Source organism: Spirosoma gilvum, from assembly GCF_054776815.1.
The window spans coordinates 195,593-212,442 of record NZ_BAAHBH010000009.1; the positions used below are offsets into that span (position 1 = coordinate 195,593).

General features: G+C 48.0%; 12 protein-coding genes. 8 read left to right on the plus strand and 4 right to left on the minus strand.

The genetic code is table 11. The features are described 5' to 3' along the window. Nucleotides 1-46: 46 nt before the first annotated feature. The 3 genes from ACYVFD_RS23170 to ACYVFD_RS23180 all read left to right on the plus strand — a co-directional run bounded on the left by ACYVFD_RS23170 (nucleotide 47) and on the right by ACYVFD_RS23180 (nucleotide 2,409). Nucleotides 47-673 (plus strand): rhomboid family intramembrane serine protease, encoded by a 627-nt coding sequence (locus ACYVFD_RS23170; protein WP_461092889.1) that lies wholly within the window; start codon nucleotides 47-49, stop codon nucleotides 671-673. Nucleotides 674-678: 5 nt separating this feature from the next. Next, entirely contained in the window at nucleotides 679-1,575 is an 897-nt protein-coding gene (locus tag ACYVFD_RS23175; protein ID WP_461092890.1) for a LytR/AlgR family response regulator transcription factor, read from the plus strand. 135 nt (nucleotides 1,576-1,710) lie between these two features. Beyond that, nucleotides 1,711-2,409: a DUF2306 domain-containing protein gene (locus tag ACYVFD_RS23180; protein WP_461092891.1), complete on the plus strand. Its 699-nt coding sequence runs from the start codon at nucleotides 1,711-1,713 to the stop codon at nucleotides 2,407-2,409. A 55-nt stretch (nucleotides 2,410-2,464) separates the two neighbouring features. Here ACYVFD_RS23180 and ACYVFD_RS23185 read toward each other — a convergent pair whose 3' ends face one another. From ACYVFD_RS23185 to prfB, 3 genes are all read right to left on the minus strand, one after another. Further along, nucleotides 2,465-3,163: an SGNH/GDSL hydrolase family protein gene (locus tag ACYVFD_RS23185; RefSeq protein WP_461092892.1), complete on the minus strand. Its 699-nt coding sequence runs from the start codon at nucleotides 3,161-3,163 to the stop codon at nucleotides 2,465-2,467. 39 nt (nucleotides 3,164-3,202) lie between these two features. Then, complete coding sequence (locus tag ACYVFD_RS23190; protein WP_461092893.1) at nucleotides 3,203-3,886, minus strand: SDR family NAD(P)-dependent oxidoreductase; 684 nt, start codon at nucleotides 3,884-3,886, stop codon at nucleotides 3,203-3,205. A 236-nt stretch (nucleotides 3,887-4,122) separates the two neighbouring features. Next, a protein-coding gene (gene prfB, locus ACYVFD_RS23195; protein ID WP_461092894.1) for a peptide chain release factor 2 occupies nucleotides 4,123-5,203 on the minus strand; the annotation gives its coding sequence in 2 pieces (ribosomal slippage) (nucleotides 4,123-5,142 and nucleotides 5,144-5,203; 1,080 coding nt in all). 270 nt (nucleotides 5,204-5,473) lie between these two features. Here prfB and lpdA point away from each other — a divergent pair. After that, nucleotides 5,474-6,874 (plus strand): dihydrolipoyl dehydrogenase, encoded by a 1,401-nt coding sequence (gene lpdA / locus ACYVFD_RS23200; RefSeq protein WP_461092895.1) that lies wholly within the window; start codon nucleotides 5,474-5,476, stop codon nucleotides 6,872-6,874. 91 nt (nucleotides 6,875-6,965) lie between these two features. Here lpdA and ACYVFD_RS23205 read toward each other — a convergent pair whose 3' ends face one another. Next, entirely contained in the window at nucleotides 6,966-7,706 is a 741-nt protein-coding gene (locus tag ACYVFD_RS23205; protein ID WP_461092896.1) for a glycosyltransferase family 2 protein, read from the minus strand. Between the two features lie 144 nt (nucleotides 7,707-7,850). Between ACYVFD_RS23205 and ACYVFD_RS23210 the strand changes: the two genes are divergently transcribed. From ACYVFD_RS23210 to ACYVFD_RS23225, 4 genes are all read left to right on the plus strand, one after another. Further along, a complete protein-coding gene (locus ACYVFD_RS23210) occupies nucleotides 7,851-8,906 on the plus strand; it encodes a TerC/Alx family metal homeostasis membrane protein (protein ID WP_461092897.1) in 1,056 nt (351 codons plus the stop codon). A 229-nt stretch (nucleotides 8,907-9,135) separates the two neighbouring features. Continuing rightward, a complete protein-coding gene (locus ACYVFD_RS23215) occupies nucleotides 9,136-11,454 on the plus strand; it encodes a TonB-dependent siderophore receptor (protein ID WP_461092898.1) in 2,319 nt (772 codons plus the stop codon). Between the two features lie 96 nt (nucleotides 11,455-11,550). Continuing rightward, nucleotides 11,551-12,744, plus strand: a complete 1,194-nt coding sequence (locus ACYVFD_RS23220) for a PepSY-associated TM helix domain-containing protein (protein WP_461092899.1) — start codon at nucleotides 11,551-11,553, stop codon at nucleotides 12,742-12,744. 83 nt (nucleotides 12,745-12,827) lie between these two features. Then, nucleotides 12,828-16,850 (plus strand): AAA domain-containing protein, encoded by a 4,023-nt coding sequence (locus tag ACYVFD_RS23225; RefSeq protein ID WP_461092900.1) that lies wholly within the window; start codon nucleotides 12,828-12,830, stop codon nucleotides 16,848-16,850.

Below are 16,850 nucleotides of genomic sequence, written 5' to 3' on the forward strand. Positions count from 1 at the left end.
TTACGCCCTCTCTATACATCATATATCCTACATCCTACATAAAACTATGAGCATTACACTACTAATCATTGTGGCTACGGTTATCATCAGCATGATGGCCTGGCGGGATTACAGCCTGATGAATCGCTGGATCATGAATCCATATCAGGTAGCGAACCGTGGACAATATTATCGACTCATTACCTCTGGATTTTTACATGCCGACTGGGGGCATCTGATCTTCAACATGATCAGCTTTTACTTTTTTGGAGGTTTTATCGAACAGGTTTTCTATGCGCTGTTTGGCGGTAGCGGCCCCATTTATCTGATTGGGTTTTATCTGGTCGCCATTGCCGTTTCTGATATTCCAACGTTGCTTAAGAACCGAAATAACCCTAATTACAATTCGCTGGGGGCTTCGGGTGGTGTATCGGCCATTATTTTTGCGGCTATACTGTTCAGACCGCTTACGCCACTTTACCTGTTTTTTATTCCGATCGGTATTCCCGGCTTCATTTTTGGTCCCTTGTATCTGGCCTATTCATACTATGAATCGCGCCGGGGTATGAGCGCCATCAACCACGATGCGCACTTCTATGGGGCATTATTTGGGGTATTGTTCATGATTATTGTGTACCCACCTGTGCTGCCCCAGTTTTTCGAACAGATTTCCACCTGGCGTCTGTTTAATTAGTGATCATGCTTCGATTCCTCAATCAACCGTATCCGTCTGAGGACTCGCCGGGCCGGGAACTGCGAAAAGCAATCTTCATTGGCTTGTTTGTTGGGCTGTTTTTGTGGGTGTTTCAGCCGTTTGGCATCACTACTTGGGATACACCCAATAAAGCTCTCAAGATCGCCGGTTTTGGGGGCGTGACCTTTTTGATTACAGCTTTCAATTTTATTGTCTGGCGACGACTGTTTCCCAAACCGTTTAGCGAAGAACGATGGACGGTAGGTCGGGAAATCATATTTGTAACGGCTAATATTCTGCTCATCGCCATTGCCAACCGGTTTTATTTGGCTTCTCTATTAGGGTCTGTTCAGCACAGTGGCCTGAGTTGGATGGGTACAATCCTGTTCACGTTTTTAGTAGGTTTGTTCCCTATCGTGGGGCTGGTGTCGCTCAATTACATTCGGCAACTTAAGAAATACAGTCAGGCAGCGGCTACTCTGTCTATTCATGGTAATAGCTCCAATGAGTTATCGACAGAAAGCCAATTGGTAGCTGAGTCAAATCAACGATTTTCTGACGCCCTAACCCTCGTCGCCGATAATGAAAAAGATAGTCTGACGATGGGCGCCAGCGACCTGTTGTACATCGAATCGAGCGATAACTATTGCACTGTGGTGTACGTAAAAAATAATCGGATTGTGAAACCGCTGCTTCGCAGTAGCCTGAGTCGACTGGAAAAACAGATTTCGCAACCGCATATTGTCCGCTGTCATCGCTCGTATGTTGTCAATCTGAACCGAGTAGAGCGTGTAACAGGCAATGCACAAGGCTACAAACTGCACGTATTGGATGGCCAATTCCAGATCCCGGTAGCCCGACAATACAACGAAACGCTGGTGGTCGAATTGAAAGCTTTGTAAAACGTCCCACCAATTGTCCCTGATGGGTATCAGGTTTGTCAAACGTCCCTAAGGATGCTGTTGCCCCCTTTTTATGCCTGTTAGTCAACAGGTGGTTGTAGGTTTGTCTCAACGAATCACAAGCCGAAAACGGTCATGAAAACGCTCCTTAGCTCACTACTTATACTGCATATTGCCACGGGTTCCATTGCCTTGCTGGTTGGACTAATCCCGATGTTCTCGAAAAAAGGTAGCCGCCTGCACAATCGTGCTGGACTCGTGTATGTCTACTGTATGATAACCGTTGCCATTACGGCCTTGCTGTTGTGCGGTTTGCAACCGTTCAAAATGATGCGGCTGTTTCTGACCGGCATTGCTATATTCAGTTTTTACCTGAGCATGACGGGATGGCGGGCTACAAAACAGAAAAAATCAGGCCCTTCGTCTTTCGATAAAGGGCTTACGTTTGTTACGCTCTTGGTTAGTTTGGCGATGATCGGCTTTGGTGGGTATCTGTTACTAACCTATGGAGCTTCTTTCTTTCCGATTCTATTCTCGTTCTTCGGTGCCCTGACGATGGTATTTGCCGGACGGGATCTACAGTTTATGGCAAAACCTGTCGAGAAAATGCATTGGTTCTTTCAACATTTTACCCGTATGGGTGGCTCCTATATTGCTACATTTACTGCGGCTCTGGTAACGAATTTGCCTCGTCTACTGCCATCTACTGCGCCCGAGTGGATGTATACGGCTGGCTGGATTGTTCCTAGTCTTATTGGTGGGATGCTTATTGGACGAACCGTAGCGTATTATAAGAAAAAGTTTAGTACGCCGAAGGTGGCTCTCACTGTATAACGATAAAGTGAATAGCGGTGCCACGGTTCTAAACCGTGGCACCGCTATTATTAGTCTATTTTTTCAATATCTCTTTAACCGCAGGCAATGCTTTTTCGGCCCATTGTTCCATCTGCTTCCCCGAATAGTGCAGGCCATCCGAAGCAAATTGGGTAGCGTCACCAGCCGCCGAACGGGTTAATGGAGTAATATCGACGAAAGGAATCCCAGCTTTCTGGCATTCCGCTTTGGCAATCGTATTGAACTGGTCAATCTCCTGGGCAATTTTCTTCCTGTCGTGGCCATTCGCGAAGGGTGAGGCACCCCAATCTGGGATCGACAGCACAACTACGTGCGGTGCTTTTCCGCCCGCGAATTTGACGGCGGTTTGCAATAGCTCCCGAAATTCGGTTCGGTATCGGTCGGGAGATTGTCCTCGATACTGATTATTGACCCCAATGAGCAATGAAACCAGACTATATGTTTTCTGATTGCCACTAACCCGAATAGCATCCTGTAGTTCGGCAGTAGTCCAGCCTGTTCGGGCAATAATATCGGGGTTGCCTACATCCAGTCCATTCGTTCGCAACAGCCCCGCAAGTTGAACACTCCAGCGATCGGTTTCCGCAACGCTCTCACCAATAGTATACGAATCGCCGAGCGATAGGAAGGAGTATTTGGGTACATTGTCTGCTGAGGCCATTTGGGTTGTGTCCGGTACAGGTTGGATACAGGCGAGTAGGAGAGGGGCGAAGAACAACATCAGTTTTGCCATACTCGATATAAAGTTTTTTCGCCCGGTTGGTTGAGCCAATCAGGCTTTGTTGTAGAGTTTGATAACCGTTTCACGCATCATCTGTCCCGTATCGCTAAGCAGAAAGCCAATCGTTTCGGCAATGTTGCGGGCGGGTACCCATTTACTGGTATCGGCATCCGGCATCGCTTCCCGATTGGTGGGTGTATCGATGGTGCTTGGTACAAGTACGGATGCGGTAATGCCTTTGGATTTCCCGTCGGCATTAATTAGATCGGCCAGTTGAAAAATCAGGGATTTGCTAAGCGCATACGCGACCACATTTTTCCCATCGGCTGGGCGAAGCGCCGGACGTGCCCCAACCAATATAAACTGACCTCCGCCCTGTGCCTCAAATCGACTCATCAACGGTTTCACCAGATTGAATGCTGACAGAAAATTGATGTCGATCATCTTTCGTAATGAATCTGGAGTTGTTTCCTGGAGGCTACCCATCGCAAAGCCCCCGACCAGCAAAACAGCTGCCTGAATGTCAACAGATGAGTAGCTGGCCAGGTAGTCTTCCACGCTTTTTTCATCAATCACATTCACAACTTTCGTATCAACATGCGACAGCTCCTTGAACGCGCCCAAATGGCGATCTGAACCAACCGTAGCCAGAATAGAGTAGCCCTGTTCATGTAAATAGGTCACTACATCCTGCCCTAACCCGCCTGATGCACCGGTAATCAGTATTGTTTTCATGGTAATGGAGAATTTGTCTACTCAACAGATGATTGATGCAAAATACAGATCAAAAACAAAATGGCATCAAGTTCAGAAACCCGATGCCACTATAATCAACAAAATCGAGAGTGCATTTTAAACGGTGGCACGGCTGATACAAGCATCTGATTATCAACTATGGAATCAACCTTGCCACAGTTCGGCAAGTAGTCTCACAAAATCAGTTAAATCAGTCAAATCCTAAAAATCCCGGTTCAGACTTCCTGCTCCAATAAAAACGCCTTAATGAACGGGTCTAGATCGCCATCCAGCACCGCGTCAGTATTGGAGGTTTGGTAACCCGTACGATGGTCTTTCACCCGACGGTCGTCGAGTACATACGAGCGTATCTGCGAACCCCACTCAATTTTCTGCTTACCGGCTTCTACTTCGGCTCGGGCGGCATTACGTTTCTGCACCTCAATCTCGTAGAGCTTCGATTTCAGCAGGCGCATGGCCACTTCTTTATTCTGCAACTGGCTCCGTTCCTGCTGACATTCGATAATAAGGCCTGAGGGTCGGTGCCGTAATCGAACGGCCGTTTCGACCTTGTTGACGTTCTGACCGCCCGCACCGCCCGAGCGGAAGGTGTCCCAGTCAATATCGGCTGGATTTACATCAATTTGGATGGTATCATCAACCAATGGATACGCAAAAACGGATGCAAAGGACGTATGCCGGCGAGCGTTGGAATCGAAGGGCGACACGCGCACCAATCGGTGAACCCCATTTTCGGATTTCAAGAATCCATAGGCTAATGGACCGTCGACTTCAATCGTAGCGGACTTAATTCCGGCTGTATCGCCTTCCTGATAATCGACTTGTTTGAGGCTGTAGCCATGCTTTTCGGCCCAGCGCATGTACATACGATAGAGCATATCGGCCCAGTCCTGACTTTCGGTACCCCCGGCTCCGGCATTGATTTCGAGTACAGCACTAAGCTGATCCTCTTCATTACCGAGCATTTTTTTGAGTTCAAGGTCTTCCAATGTCGCCCGGACCTTTTTTGCCTCCTCATCAACTTCCTCTTCGGTCACCTCACCGGCTTCGTAAAATTCGAAGAGGGTTTCGAGATCGCCGAATTGGCCGTTCAGATTTTCGTAGCCAGTAATCCATCCTTTCAGAGCGCGAACCTGTTTCATTACGCCTTCGGCGCGGGCGGCATCGCTCCAGAACTCAGGCTGGAAGGTTTGCTGTTCGAGTTCAGCTAATTGTTCTTTCTTGGAATCGTAGTCAAAGATACCCCCTCAGAGCCTCTACTCTGGCTCTCAAGTCGGCCAACTGATCAGTTGTCATGAACTTGTCGTAACTAAAATTAAAAAGTGAAACCGGGCCGCCGTAGCGGAGATAAAGAGCGAAAGAGCGATTTACTCAGACAGCTTCTTATAGATACAAAGATAGAACAAAAGTAAGATGACCAGGGTTTCGGGCGAGCAACTACAATTAACTGGTACTGAATAAACCCTAATAAAGTGAGGTAACTCCCGTATCAACTTTTCGCCCTACCTTTGCGTTTGCTTGGTAAGAGCATTTCATTAATCATTCTACATTATTCATTCATAGATAATGGCTTCACAGTACGATGTAATCGTTGTGGGTAGCGGACCGGGCGGCTATGTAGCTGCCATTCGTGCGTCGCAGTTAGGATTAAAGACCGCCGTCATTGAACGCGAAAGCCTGGGCGGTATTTGTTTGAACTGGGGGTGTATCCCGACCAAAGCCCTGCTGAAATCGGCGCAGGTTTTTGAATATATTAAACACTCTGCCGATTATGGCATCACGATCTCGGGCGAATCGAAACCCGATTTTGGAGCGGTGATCAAGCGGAGTCGGGGTGTCGCCGAAAGCATGAGCAAAGGCGTACAGTTCCTGATGAAAAAGAATAAAATCGATGTGATTTATGGTGCGGGTAAGGTAAAGCCCGGCAAAAAAATCGACGTGACGGGAGCGGATGGTAAAGTGACCGAATACGAAGCTAAACACATCATCATTGCCACTGGCGGCCGTGCCCGTCAACTGCCAAACGTCCCCATCGATGGTACCAAAGTAATTGAATACCGCAAGGCGATGTCGCTGGATAAAAAGCCCGATTCGATGCTGGTAATTGGCTCAGGAGCCATCGGCGTTGAATTTGCTTATGTGTACGCCAGCATGGGTACGAAAGTAACCATCGTTGAGTTCCTGCCAAACGTGGTGCCGGTTGAAGACGAAGACATCTCGAAAGAGCTGGCTAAGCAGTACAAGAAATTAGGCATCGATATCTATACAAAGTCTGAAGTAACCAAAGTCGATACCAGCGGTAATGGCTGTAAAGTGTTCGTGAAGACACCCGACGGCGAAAAAACGTTCGACGTTGATATTGTGCTATCAGCAGCAGGTGTTGTTGCCAACATCGAAAACATTGGTCTGGAAGAAACGGGTATTTCGGTCGACCGGGGCAAAATCGTAACGGACGATTACTACCGCACCAATGTGGATGGTTATTATGCCATTGGCGATTGTACCAAAGGGCAGGCGCTGGCGCACGTAGCCTCGGCCGAAGCCATCATTTGTGTGGAAAAAATTGCAGGATTACCACATGTAGAGCCACTGAATTACAACAACATTCCAGGTTGTACCTACTGTACCCCCGAAATTGCATCGGTTGGTTATACCGAGAAAGCAGCCCGCGAAGCTGGCTATGAACTGAAAGTGGGTAAATTCCCCTTCTCGGCTTCTGGCAAAGCGAAAGCAGCAGGGACACCCGAAGGGTTTGTGAAAGTGATTTTCGACGCTAAATATGGCGAATTCCTGGGTGCACACTTCATCGGCAACAACGTAACCGAAATGATTGCGGAGGTTGTTGCTGCCCGGCGATTGGAAACCACTGGCGAAGAGATTCTGAAGGCTGTACACCCACACCCAACCATGTCGGAAGCTATTAAAGATGCGACCGAAGCGGCTTACGGCGAAGCCATTCACCTGTAAAAAATGAATAATGAATAATGGATAATGTAGAATGAATAATGATACCAGATAGGCCAATCATTGTTCATTCTACATTATCCATTGTATTCATTTACTTCAGAATATTCCAGTGGGCAATGCCCAGCTTGGTGAAGAAGTAAAGGAGCGACGTACGCAGAACGCCCAAACCGTAGATCGAACTACGCTTGAAGTTAATGGACGACGCTTCGTCAAAATATTTGGTTGGGCAGGTCACCTCACCAATTTCGTAGCCTTTATAGAAAATCTGGGCGATCATCTCGTTGTCGAAGATGAAATCGTCGGAGTTATGCGTAAAATCCAGACTACGTAGTACCTCTCCTGAGAATGCCCGATATCCTGTATGATACTCCGATAGTTTCTGGTTCATCAACAGATTCTGAGTGAACGTCAGAAAACGGTTGGCTATATACTTATACATCGGCATACCGCCTTTCAGGGCGCCTTTGCCTAGTATTCGGGAGGCAAATACAACCGGATATAAGTCGTTGCCGATGATACTGGCCATAGCAGGTATCAGCAAAGGCGTATATTGATAGTCTGGGTGGACCATGATCACAATATCGGCGCCTAACTCGATTGCTTTCGCGTAGCAGGTTTTCTGATTGCCGCCATATCCTTTGTTTTTATCGTGGCGGATAACATGTTTGATGCCCAAACTACGCGCTACTTCGACCGTATTATCAGGACTGGCATCATCTACCAGGATAACATCATCGACGAGATCTAGAGGAATTTCGCGGTAAGTACGCTCCAATGTCAGTGCTGCCCGGTAAGCTGGCATCACCACAACTACTTTTTTGTTATTGAACATGAGGGCAAAATTAAGAGCAGATTATTACGATGCCAATAATTTTGACAATTGAAACCGCATCCTTAGCCATATTGAGCGTAGATTTGTTGTTTATCTGAGAGCCTTCCTGCTTCAGAGGCCTAATTGCCTGTATACTTTCAACTTATGTTTTCAAGCGAAACCGTTTTTTTTCTTGCCTTTGCTGCTTTTGTTCTATTCATCATGGCGTTGGATCTGGGCGTATTCTCGAAGCGCCAAAGCCATGTCGTTCAGTTTAAAGAAGCAGCGATCTGGAGTGCCATCTGGGTAGCATTATCCATTGCGTTCTACTTTTTTCTCAAAAACTTCGGCTATTTAGTACACGGCATAGATACCTTCGCCCGATTAAAAGAGGTTCGGGATAATTATGCCGACCACGTTGAGTTTGTTACCGGCAATTTTGCTGCCAGTTTGGCCCGCTTCCAGGACAACATGGCGCTGGAGTACATTACGGGTTATCTGGTTGAGTACTCGCTGTCGGCCGACAATATTTTTGTCTTTATTCTAATTTTTACGTCGTTTGGCGTTCGGGAGCGGTACTACAAGAAAATCCTGGTCTGGGGGATTCTGGGGGCCATTATCCTGCGGTTTATTTTCATTTTCGTGGGGTCGGCTCTGATTCAACGGTTCGAATGGATCATGTACCTGTTCGGTGCTTTTCTGGTTTATACGGGCATTCAGTTGTTCTTTCAGAAAGAAGAAGATGAAAAAATTGAACCAGCTAAACACCCGGTTGTCCGCTTTGTTAGCAAATATCTGAATGTCTACAATCGGAATGTGACGGATAATTTCTTCGTTCGCCGGAAATCCGACCGTAAACTTTTTGTTACACCCCTATTCATTATCGTGATCGTGATCGCCTTTACCGATTTGGTATTTGCAGTCGATTCGATACCGGCCATTTTCTCAATTACGAAAGACCCATATATTGTTTTCTTCTCCAATGTATTCGCCATCATGGGCTTGCGCTCTATGTTCTTCTTCCTGTCGAGCATTATGAGCCAGTTCCGTTTCCTTAAAGTTGGTCTGGCAGTTCTACTGACCTTTATTGGAACAAAAATGCTGGCCGAGCACTGGCTGGAAGACCATGGATTTAAGCCGGTTTACTCCCTGTACATTATCGTTAGTATTCTGGGCATAAGCGTTCTGGCGTCCTGGCTTATTCCCGAAAAGAAAGAGTAATACAAAGATTTTGGGTATAAGCATATAAAAACAGCCTGTGGGAATTGTCTCACAGGCTGTTTTTGTGATAAAATAACAAAAGAAAGAATTTTCATGAATTTTCAGGGGAAGCGGGAGTTCGTAAAAGTGCGCCCTTTACATTTGTTTTATAATTAGTCTAAATAAAATGAAATCGAACGATTTTACACTACGCTGTTTCTTACTAAGCTCTCTGCTGTGTTGGGGGGTAATGCTTAATACATGTTGTTACGCTCAATCAGCCGGAACTGTTGCTGGTCGCGTTTTATCTGCCAACGCACAGCCATTAGCACAGGCTACTGTTCGGCTGAGCAATAGCCGGATTGGGACCATAACAAACGATCAGGGTGAATTCGTATTGGAACGTGTTCCAGCTGGCGAACAGACCATCGTCATCAGTCGGATTGGCCACGGACGGCTTCGTCAGACGGTTAACATAGTTGCGGGCGAAACCACACGCCTGACAGACTTAACGTTACTGGAAACGGCTGAGTCGCTTCAGGAGGTGACGGTTGAAGGGAAGAATTCCTACAAGGCCGATATTCCATCGAATAGCCTTCGTATTAAGACACCCTTGATCGAACTGCCACAAAATGTTCAGGTAGTAAATCGGCAACTGATTGCCGATCAACAAATTTTCGATATGCTGGAAGGCGTTTCGCGCAATGTGAGTGGTGTCACGCGTATGGAGCACTGGGACAATTACGCCCGGCTGAATATGCGTGGGTCACGAGTGGCCCCGTTCCGCAATGGCATGAATGTGGAATCGACCTGGGGGCCACTGGCCGAAGATATGTCGATGGTGGAACGGATCGAATTTGTGAAAGGGCCAGCCGGTTTTATGATGGCCAATGGCGAGCCGAGCGGTTTTTATAATGTTGTGACAAAGAAGCCAACAAGTATTACGAAGGGTGAATTTGCTATGACAACGGGTAGTTTCGACACGTACCGGGCTACCCTGGATCTGGATGGTAAATTGAGTCAGGATGGTAACCTGCTCTATCGGCTGAACATCATGGGGCAGTCGAAAGGCTCGTTCCGCGATTTTGAATACAACAACCGATACACGATTGCGCCCGTTCTGAAATATAAACTGAGCGATAAGACATCCATCACGGCTGAGTATACCTATCAATATTCACAGATGTCGGTGATTGGTTCGGCCTATGTTTTTTCGGGAACGGGCCTGGGTATTTATCCCCGGAATATCTCATTGGCCTCGGCTAATCTTGACCCGACGAAAATCAATGACCACAGTTCATTCCTGATTCTGGAGCATCAGTTAAGTTCGAACTGGAAACTGACAGGCCAGCTTGCCTACTTCAATTCGACACAGATTGGCAGTTCCATGTGGGCCGATTCGGCTAAGGCTAATGGAAATATCTACCGGAATATCAGCATTTGGGATGCCGCTAACCAGGGCAAATTTGCGCAGGTTTTCGTGAACGGCGATGTAACGACCGGCCCTGTAACGCACCGGATTCTAGCCGGTCTGGATTTAGGTAGTAAGAAATATTACGCCGACTGGAGCCAGGGTTTCCCGTTGTACGATAAGGATTTCGTCTTTAACGCCTATACGCCAAACTACTATTTACCAGCCAATCTACTACCCAAATTCGACCGCTCGCAAAGTCTAGTCAATCGCGCAGGAGCAAACGTACTGAGCCAGTCGTATAGCGGTTTGTATCTACAGGATGAACTACGCTTTTTGCAGGACAAAGTCCGCCTGACGCTGGCAGGGCGAATCACATCGACGAAAGATAGTCAATACGGTTCAGGCACCAATGTCACAAAAGCAACCCCACGGGTTGGGCTGAGTGTGTCACTCAATAAGCAAACATCGGTGTATGCGCTCTACGATCAAGCCTTTGTGCCGCAGGCAGGGGCCGACCGGCAGGGGAATGCCTTTAAACCGATCACGGGCAACAATACCGAGATCGGTTTGAAGAAAGACTGGGCAGGCGGCCGCTGGAACTCTACGATTTCGGCGTACAAAATCACGAAAAACAATGTCCTGACAACTGATCCTACCAACCCGAATTTCTCAATTCAACTGGGCCAGACGCAAACCAGCGGGGTTGAGTTCGACATACGGGGCGAAATCGTATCCGGCTTGAACCTGATTGCCAACTATGCCTACACGGATTCGAAAATCACGAAGGACACCGAATCGAAAAATGTGGATCTGCCGGTTCCGGGCTTTAGCAAACACGTTACCAACGCCTGGTTGTCGTATCGGGTACAAAAAGGTGCTGTGAAGGGATTGGGCGTTTCGCTGGGCTATCAGTGGCAGCTTGATCGCTACGGCTGGTTTTCGGATGCCGTGGATAAGAATCCTACACTGCCTAATTCGTTTCAGGCTGATGCGGCCATCTCCTGGCAAACAGGCCCTTTTAACGTAGCGCTGAACGTCAATAACCTATTCGATGCCTATATCTATTCGGGCGCTTTTTATTCCTGGAGTAATGCCTACTACTGGCAGGCGCAGGCTCCCCGTAATTTCCGACTGAGCCTGGGGTATAAGTTTTAAACGGCTTACCCCATTCCCCTCTCCTGAAAGCAGGGAGGGGCTTTTACCGCCGATGGCTTAAAAGTAATAAACTGAACATTAACGGATAAACCGATCATGACGGTAAAAAAATGGGTTGGTAAACTGCACCTATGGCTCGGACTATCGTCGGGGCTATTGGTGTTTGTCGTGGCAATAACAGGCTGTATTCTGGCCTTTGAACAGGAAATCAAGACAGTTCTGCGGCCTTATCAATTTGTGGAGACGGTCGCCAATCGAACGACTTTACCACCTTCTCAATTAAAAGCCATCGCCGAGAAAGAAATTAACGGTAAACTAGCTAAAGCCGTTACGTATGGGGGAATCGGGCGAAGTGCCGTAGTCTCGTTCTATGGAGCTGCTCCTGACTACTTCTATCAGGTGTATTTGAATCCCTATACCGGCGAGTTACTCCATATAAGGGATGAAGAAACCGACTTTTTTCACTTTATTCTGCACGGTCATTATTATCTCTGGTTACCCGAATCCATAGGGCAGCCGGTTGTTGCGTATGGCACACTCATTTTTACGATTTTGTTGATTACGGGTCTGGTGCTTTGGTGGCCTAAAAACCTGAATAAAACCAATCGGCAAAAAAGCTTTACCGTTAAGTGGAGAGCGCAATGGCGACGCGTCAATTATGATCTACATAATGTGCCGGGTTTTTATGCGCTTATATTCTCGTTGATTCTAGCGCTGACGGGGCTTGTTTTTGGTCTACAATGGTTTTCGAAGTCTGTTTACTGGGCAACGACAGGCGGAAAAACCTTACCGGAATTTCAAATTCCTTTATCTGACACGACGGCTGCCCAACTTTCCAACTCACCGCTCGATGCTGTCTGGCAGCGCTTATCCGTTCGTAAACCCGTCACTGCTGGAATCTATATATCCTGTCCTGAAAAAGCGTCAGAATCGATTTTCGCGTACGTCAATTATGTACCAGGCACGTATTACAAGCTGGATTACTACACCTTCGACCAGCGAACTCTTAAGCCTGTAGATATAGGTGGCCCTTACTCCGGCACTTATGCGAAAGCTGGATTTGGCGATAAACTCCGTCGGATGAATTACGATATTCATACGGGAGCGATTCTGAGCCTGCCTGGCAAAATTCTGGCGTTTTGTGCCAGTCTGGTATGCGCCAGTTTGCCTATATCGGGCTTTGTGATCTGGTGGGGCCGTCGAAAGAAAAAGCCGAAAAACACAAAATCATCTGTTAAAACAGCGACATCTACGAAAATGGCTTATCGGCCTTTGAGCCGGGTTAGTTAACAGCATTTACAGGATGAACAGGATTTTTTACCTTGCAGCGCGTTATAATCCTGATAATCTTGTAAATCCTGTCATAACCTACAGTGAATATCCCGTCTCAAACCGTTCTCCGCACGTTTCGCCGACGTTTAACCAACCTAAGTAGCCGTAACCGGTCGTTGTTGCTGACTAGTTTGCCTGCCGGGCAGTTTCTGGATTTGCAGGAAACGGATTTTCTGCTGAATAAACCTGCTTTTTCCATAATTACTGATCTGATTGGCCGGAAGCCTTCCGTCGCGCTTTGTGAAGTACTGGACCCTCGCCAAGAACGGAGCAATGAAGTAAGTCGAAAACTTCGCCGAATCGACCGGACGGCCCGTTTTATTGAGGAAGAGCGCGGAACGGAAGATTTATACGTTGGCTGGCCGTTCGTCAAGGGTAAATTTCTGGACGACACTGTCATTCATGGACCACTGCTGTTTTTTCCGGTACAGATTGAGCAGCAGGGTAAATTCTGGAAGCTGACCCGCCGGGGCGACGAACTGGCGTTCCTGAATCCGACGCTGGCGTTGGCATACGGGCAGTTTAATCAGGTGAAAGTACCCGATGAGGTTGTCGAAAAAACGTTTGATGACTTTGATCGTGACCCGCTAGTGTTCCGAACACAGCTCTATGAATGGCTCAAAACGACCCCGCTCGAAATCAATTTCAATCAGGAGCTATTCACCAATTCACTTCATTTTTTCAACAAACAATCCGGTAAAGATTTAACGCAGCTCGAACGAACGGGCGAGTTAAAGCTCTTTCCGGAAGCGGTGCTAGGCATTTTCCCCCAGGCAGGCTCATTTCTGGTACCGGATTATGATGAATTGATTGAGAAGCAGGGAGCAGGGGGCGAGGAGCAAGGAGGGGAGGACGTAAACGAAGAAATCATCTCACCTTTGTCTTCAATTCCACATTCCGGCTCCTTGCTCCCTGCCCCCCGCTCCCTGCTAGAAAAAACCATCCACACACCCCTGCCTATGGATGCGTCGCAGGAAGCTGCTTTGCGGGCGGTGAAAGCGGGACAGGGATTGGTGGTGCAGGGCCCACCGGGTACTGGAAAATCACAACTGATTGCTAATCTGATGGCCGATGCAGCTGCATCAGGTAAGCGTGTGTTGCTGGTTTGTCAGAAACGGGCTGCGCTCGATGTGGTGCAGGAGCGATTGCGTCAGGTGGGTATGGAGCCGTTTTTGGCCCTGATCCACGATTTTCAGGATGATCGGCGAGCCTTATATGCACAGATTGCTGAGCAGATCAATCGGATCGACGACTACCGACAACAGAATAATAGCCTGAATGCAGTGTTGCTGGAGCGGGATTTTGAGGTAGAAAGTCGACGGATTGATGAAACAGTCGCCGAACTGGAAGCCTTCAAAAAAGCCCTTTTTGACATAAGTGAATGCGGAGTCTCGGCGAAAGAATTATACCTGACTACCGATTCGGAAACACTTACCGTAGAGCTGGATGATATTTATCCACAATTCCACATGACTAATGTGGATAACTTTATCCGTCGGCTTACCGATTATTCGGCTTACGAGCAGCGTTTAGGTGCTGAACATCCGTGGAGGGAGCGCGTGAGTTTTGCGTCGTTTACCAATCCAGACTTAGGCAAAACGGACCAAACGATTGTGCGTTGGGCGCAATTACGTGAGACGGTTAATCAGCAAACGACACAATTGATAGGTCAGCCACTCACGCTTGCTCAATTGGCAGACTGGCTGGCGCACGATTGGGAGCTGACTGCCCTACTTGCGCTGCTTGATCCGTCCGATGCTGCGCAGCTTTGGGCAGTAAGTAAGCAATTGCGGCAAATTCCCAATCATCTGGCTTTAGCCGTCGACGAAGCGAAACTGGAGCAATTGGCCAGGGCCTGGGACGAAACGCTGGAAAGTCCGGGGCCGGAGTTATCGATACCAACACCGGATTTGCGGGCCTTCCGAACGGTACTGGCCGAAGCCAGCACGGCTCGGGCGTCGTGGGTGAGCTGGCAATGGTGGCAGTTGACAAACGCGGGTAAAACACAATTGCAACTGGTGGCTTCGGCTAATTCGCTGGATTTGTCGGAAGCTGCTTTGCAAACCTTAACGGAAAAAGTTGATCGACGTATACGGTTAGAAGCGACGCGTCATGAAGCTAGTACGGTGCTGGCGGGTTTATCATTGCCCGAAGCGTCAGAGAGCCTGCGTCTTCTGCGACGGGCACAGCATATAGTTGACCGATTGAGTGCGATTGAGCCGCTCCGGCAACTATCCGGATCGGTCTGGCAAACGCATGACCGATTTACGGCTGTTGTGAAGCAAATTATTACACTGTCAACAGCCATAGACGAGCAACGGACAGCCTCATCGGCTTATCTGAACGCCGATCAACTCGAACGAATCTGGCAGGACGATTCATTCGCTACCGCTCTCCGGCAATCTCTCCGGAGCGATTTTGATTTGCTGGTTGAGGCCGATCGGTTGAAAGAAGGTTTTTCAGAAGTTGAACGACTTGTTGTTGAGCGGCTGAAACTATTGGAGCCGACCGAATGGGTGCCGCAATTCGACACAAGTTTGCGCCGGGCCTGGCTTGATCATCTGGAAGGTCTATATCCTGAACTCCGCAGTGTTTCGTCGCTTAAAATGGCGCAGTGGGAGCAGACGTTGCAAGCGAGTATTCAGCAGAAACAAACCCTCAGCCGCGATATTTTGCTGCTAAAACTTCGTGAACAAACCTACCGCAATCTGACGTTCAACCGGCTGAATAGCGTAGTAACCTACCGCGATTTACTCCATCAGACGACCAAAAAACGAAACGTATGGCCGGTTCGTAAACTGATGGATTCCTATGCCGATGAAGTGTTTAAACTGGTACCCTGCTGGCTGGCTTCACCTGAATCGGTATCCGCTATGTTTCCGCTTCGTGAGGACTTGTTTGATCTGGTCATTTTTGATGAAGCGTCGCAATGTTTTTCCGAAAATGGGATTCCGGCCATTGTGCGTGGAAAGCAGGTGGTGGTAACGGGCGATAACCAGCAACTTCGTCCCAGCGACCTGTACCGAACTCGTCTGGATGAAAATGACCAGGAAGATGAGGTTCCAGCGGCTCTTGAAGTAGAGTCGCTGCTCGAATTAGCCGCTCAGCAACTGCCACAAGTATCTTTAACGGAGCATTACCGGAGTCGTTCGCTCGATTTGATCAGCTTCTCCAATGAGCATTTTTATGGAAACAAGCTCTCGTTACTTCCCCATTTCGATGAGGTTAACCAACATAAACCTGCCATCCGATACCTGAATGTCAAAGGCATTTGGCAGCAGAGTACCAATCCGGTTGAAGCTGAAGCGGTCGTACAACTCCTGGATCAATTAAGTGCTGAAATGCCCGGTCGTTCAATTGGTGTTGTCACGTTCAATTATCCACAACAACAATTGATTCAGGATATGCTGGAAAGTGCTAGTAACGTAGACATCTTGTCCGCACAAAATAAGAGTGCGGACAAGATGTCCGCGTTACTTTCTACCACCGCATCACATCTATTTGTCAAAAACATTGAGAACGTACAGGGCGACGAACGCGACATCATCATTTTCTCTATTGGCTACGCACCAGATGAACGCGGTCGGGTCTCCTCCAATTTTGGTAGTCTGAATGCCCGTGGCGGTGAAAATCGATTGAATGTAGCTGTTACGCGGGCGCGGGAGCGGGTGTACGTGGTTACAAGTTTATGGCCCGATCAGTTAAACGTGACCGATACCGCCAATGAAGGGCCAAAATTGCTCAAGGCTTATTTAGGCTATGCGCTGAACGTGGCTCAGGAACAATTTAAACCAACACCACAGCCTGAACAACCGTTGCCTTCGGGTTCATTATTAAAAACCAGGCTAGCTGTCGAATACCCCAACTGGCGTCCTGAACTACCCTTTGCCGATTTGACTGTTAAAGCTGATGATGCCTACGAATCATTGATCCTTACCGACGACGATGTCTATTACCAACAGACAACGAAGCAGGCTCATGCCTACCTGCCCATCTCATTGGCCACCCGTAAATGGCCATTTCAGCGCGTCTGGAGCCGGGAGTATTGGCGAAAAGTAAACTAA

Coding starts and splice junctions, on each gene's coding strand:
- ACYVFD_RS23170 (WP_461092889.1), top strand. CDS start 47: ATGAGCATTACACTACTAATCATTGTGGCTACGGTTATCATCAGCATG.
- ACYVFD_RS23175 (WP_461092890.1), top strand. CDS start 679: ATGCTTCGATTCCTCAATCAACCGTATCCGTCTGAGGACTCGCCGGGC.
- ACYVFD_RS23180 (WP_461092891.1), top strand. CDS start 1,711: ATGAAAACGCTCCTTAGCTCACTACTTATACTGCATATTGCCACGGGT.
- ACYVFD_RS23185 (WP_461092892.1), bottom strand. CDS start 3,163: ATGGCAAAACTGATGTTGTTCTTCGCCCCTCTCCTACTCGCCTGTATC.
- ACYVFD_RS23190 (WP_461092893.1), bottom strand. CDS start 3,886: ATGAAAACAATACTGATTACCGGTGCATCAGGCGGGTTAGGGCAGGAT.
- lpdA (WP_461092895.1), top strand. CDS start 5,474: ATGGCTTCACAGTACGATGTAATCGTTGTGGGTAGCGGACCGGGCGGC.
- ACYVFD_RS23205 (WP_461092896.1), bottom strand. CDS start 7,706: ATGTTCAATAACAAAAAAGTAGTTGTGGTGATGCCAGCTTACCGGGCA.
- ACYVFD_RS23210 (WP_461092897.1), top strand. CDS start 7,851: ATGTTTTCAAGCGAAACCGTTTTTTTTCTTGCCTTTGCTGCTTTTGTT.
- ACYVFD_RS23215 (WP_461092898.1), top strand. CDS start 9,136: ATGCTTAATACATGTTGTTACGCTCAATCAGCCGGAACTGTTGCTGGT.
- ACYVFD_RS23220 (WP_461092899.1), top strand. CDS start 11,551: ATGACGGTAAAAAAATGGGTTGGTAAACTGCACCTATGGCTCGGACTA.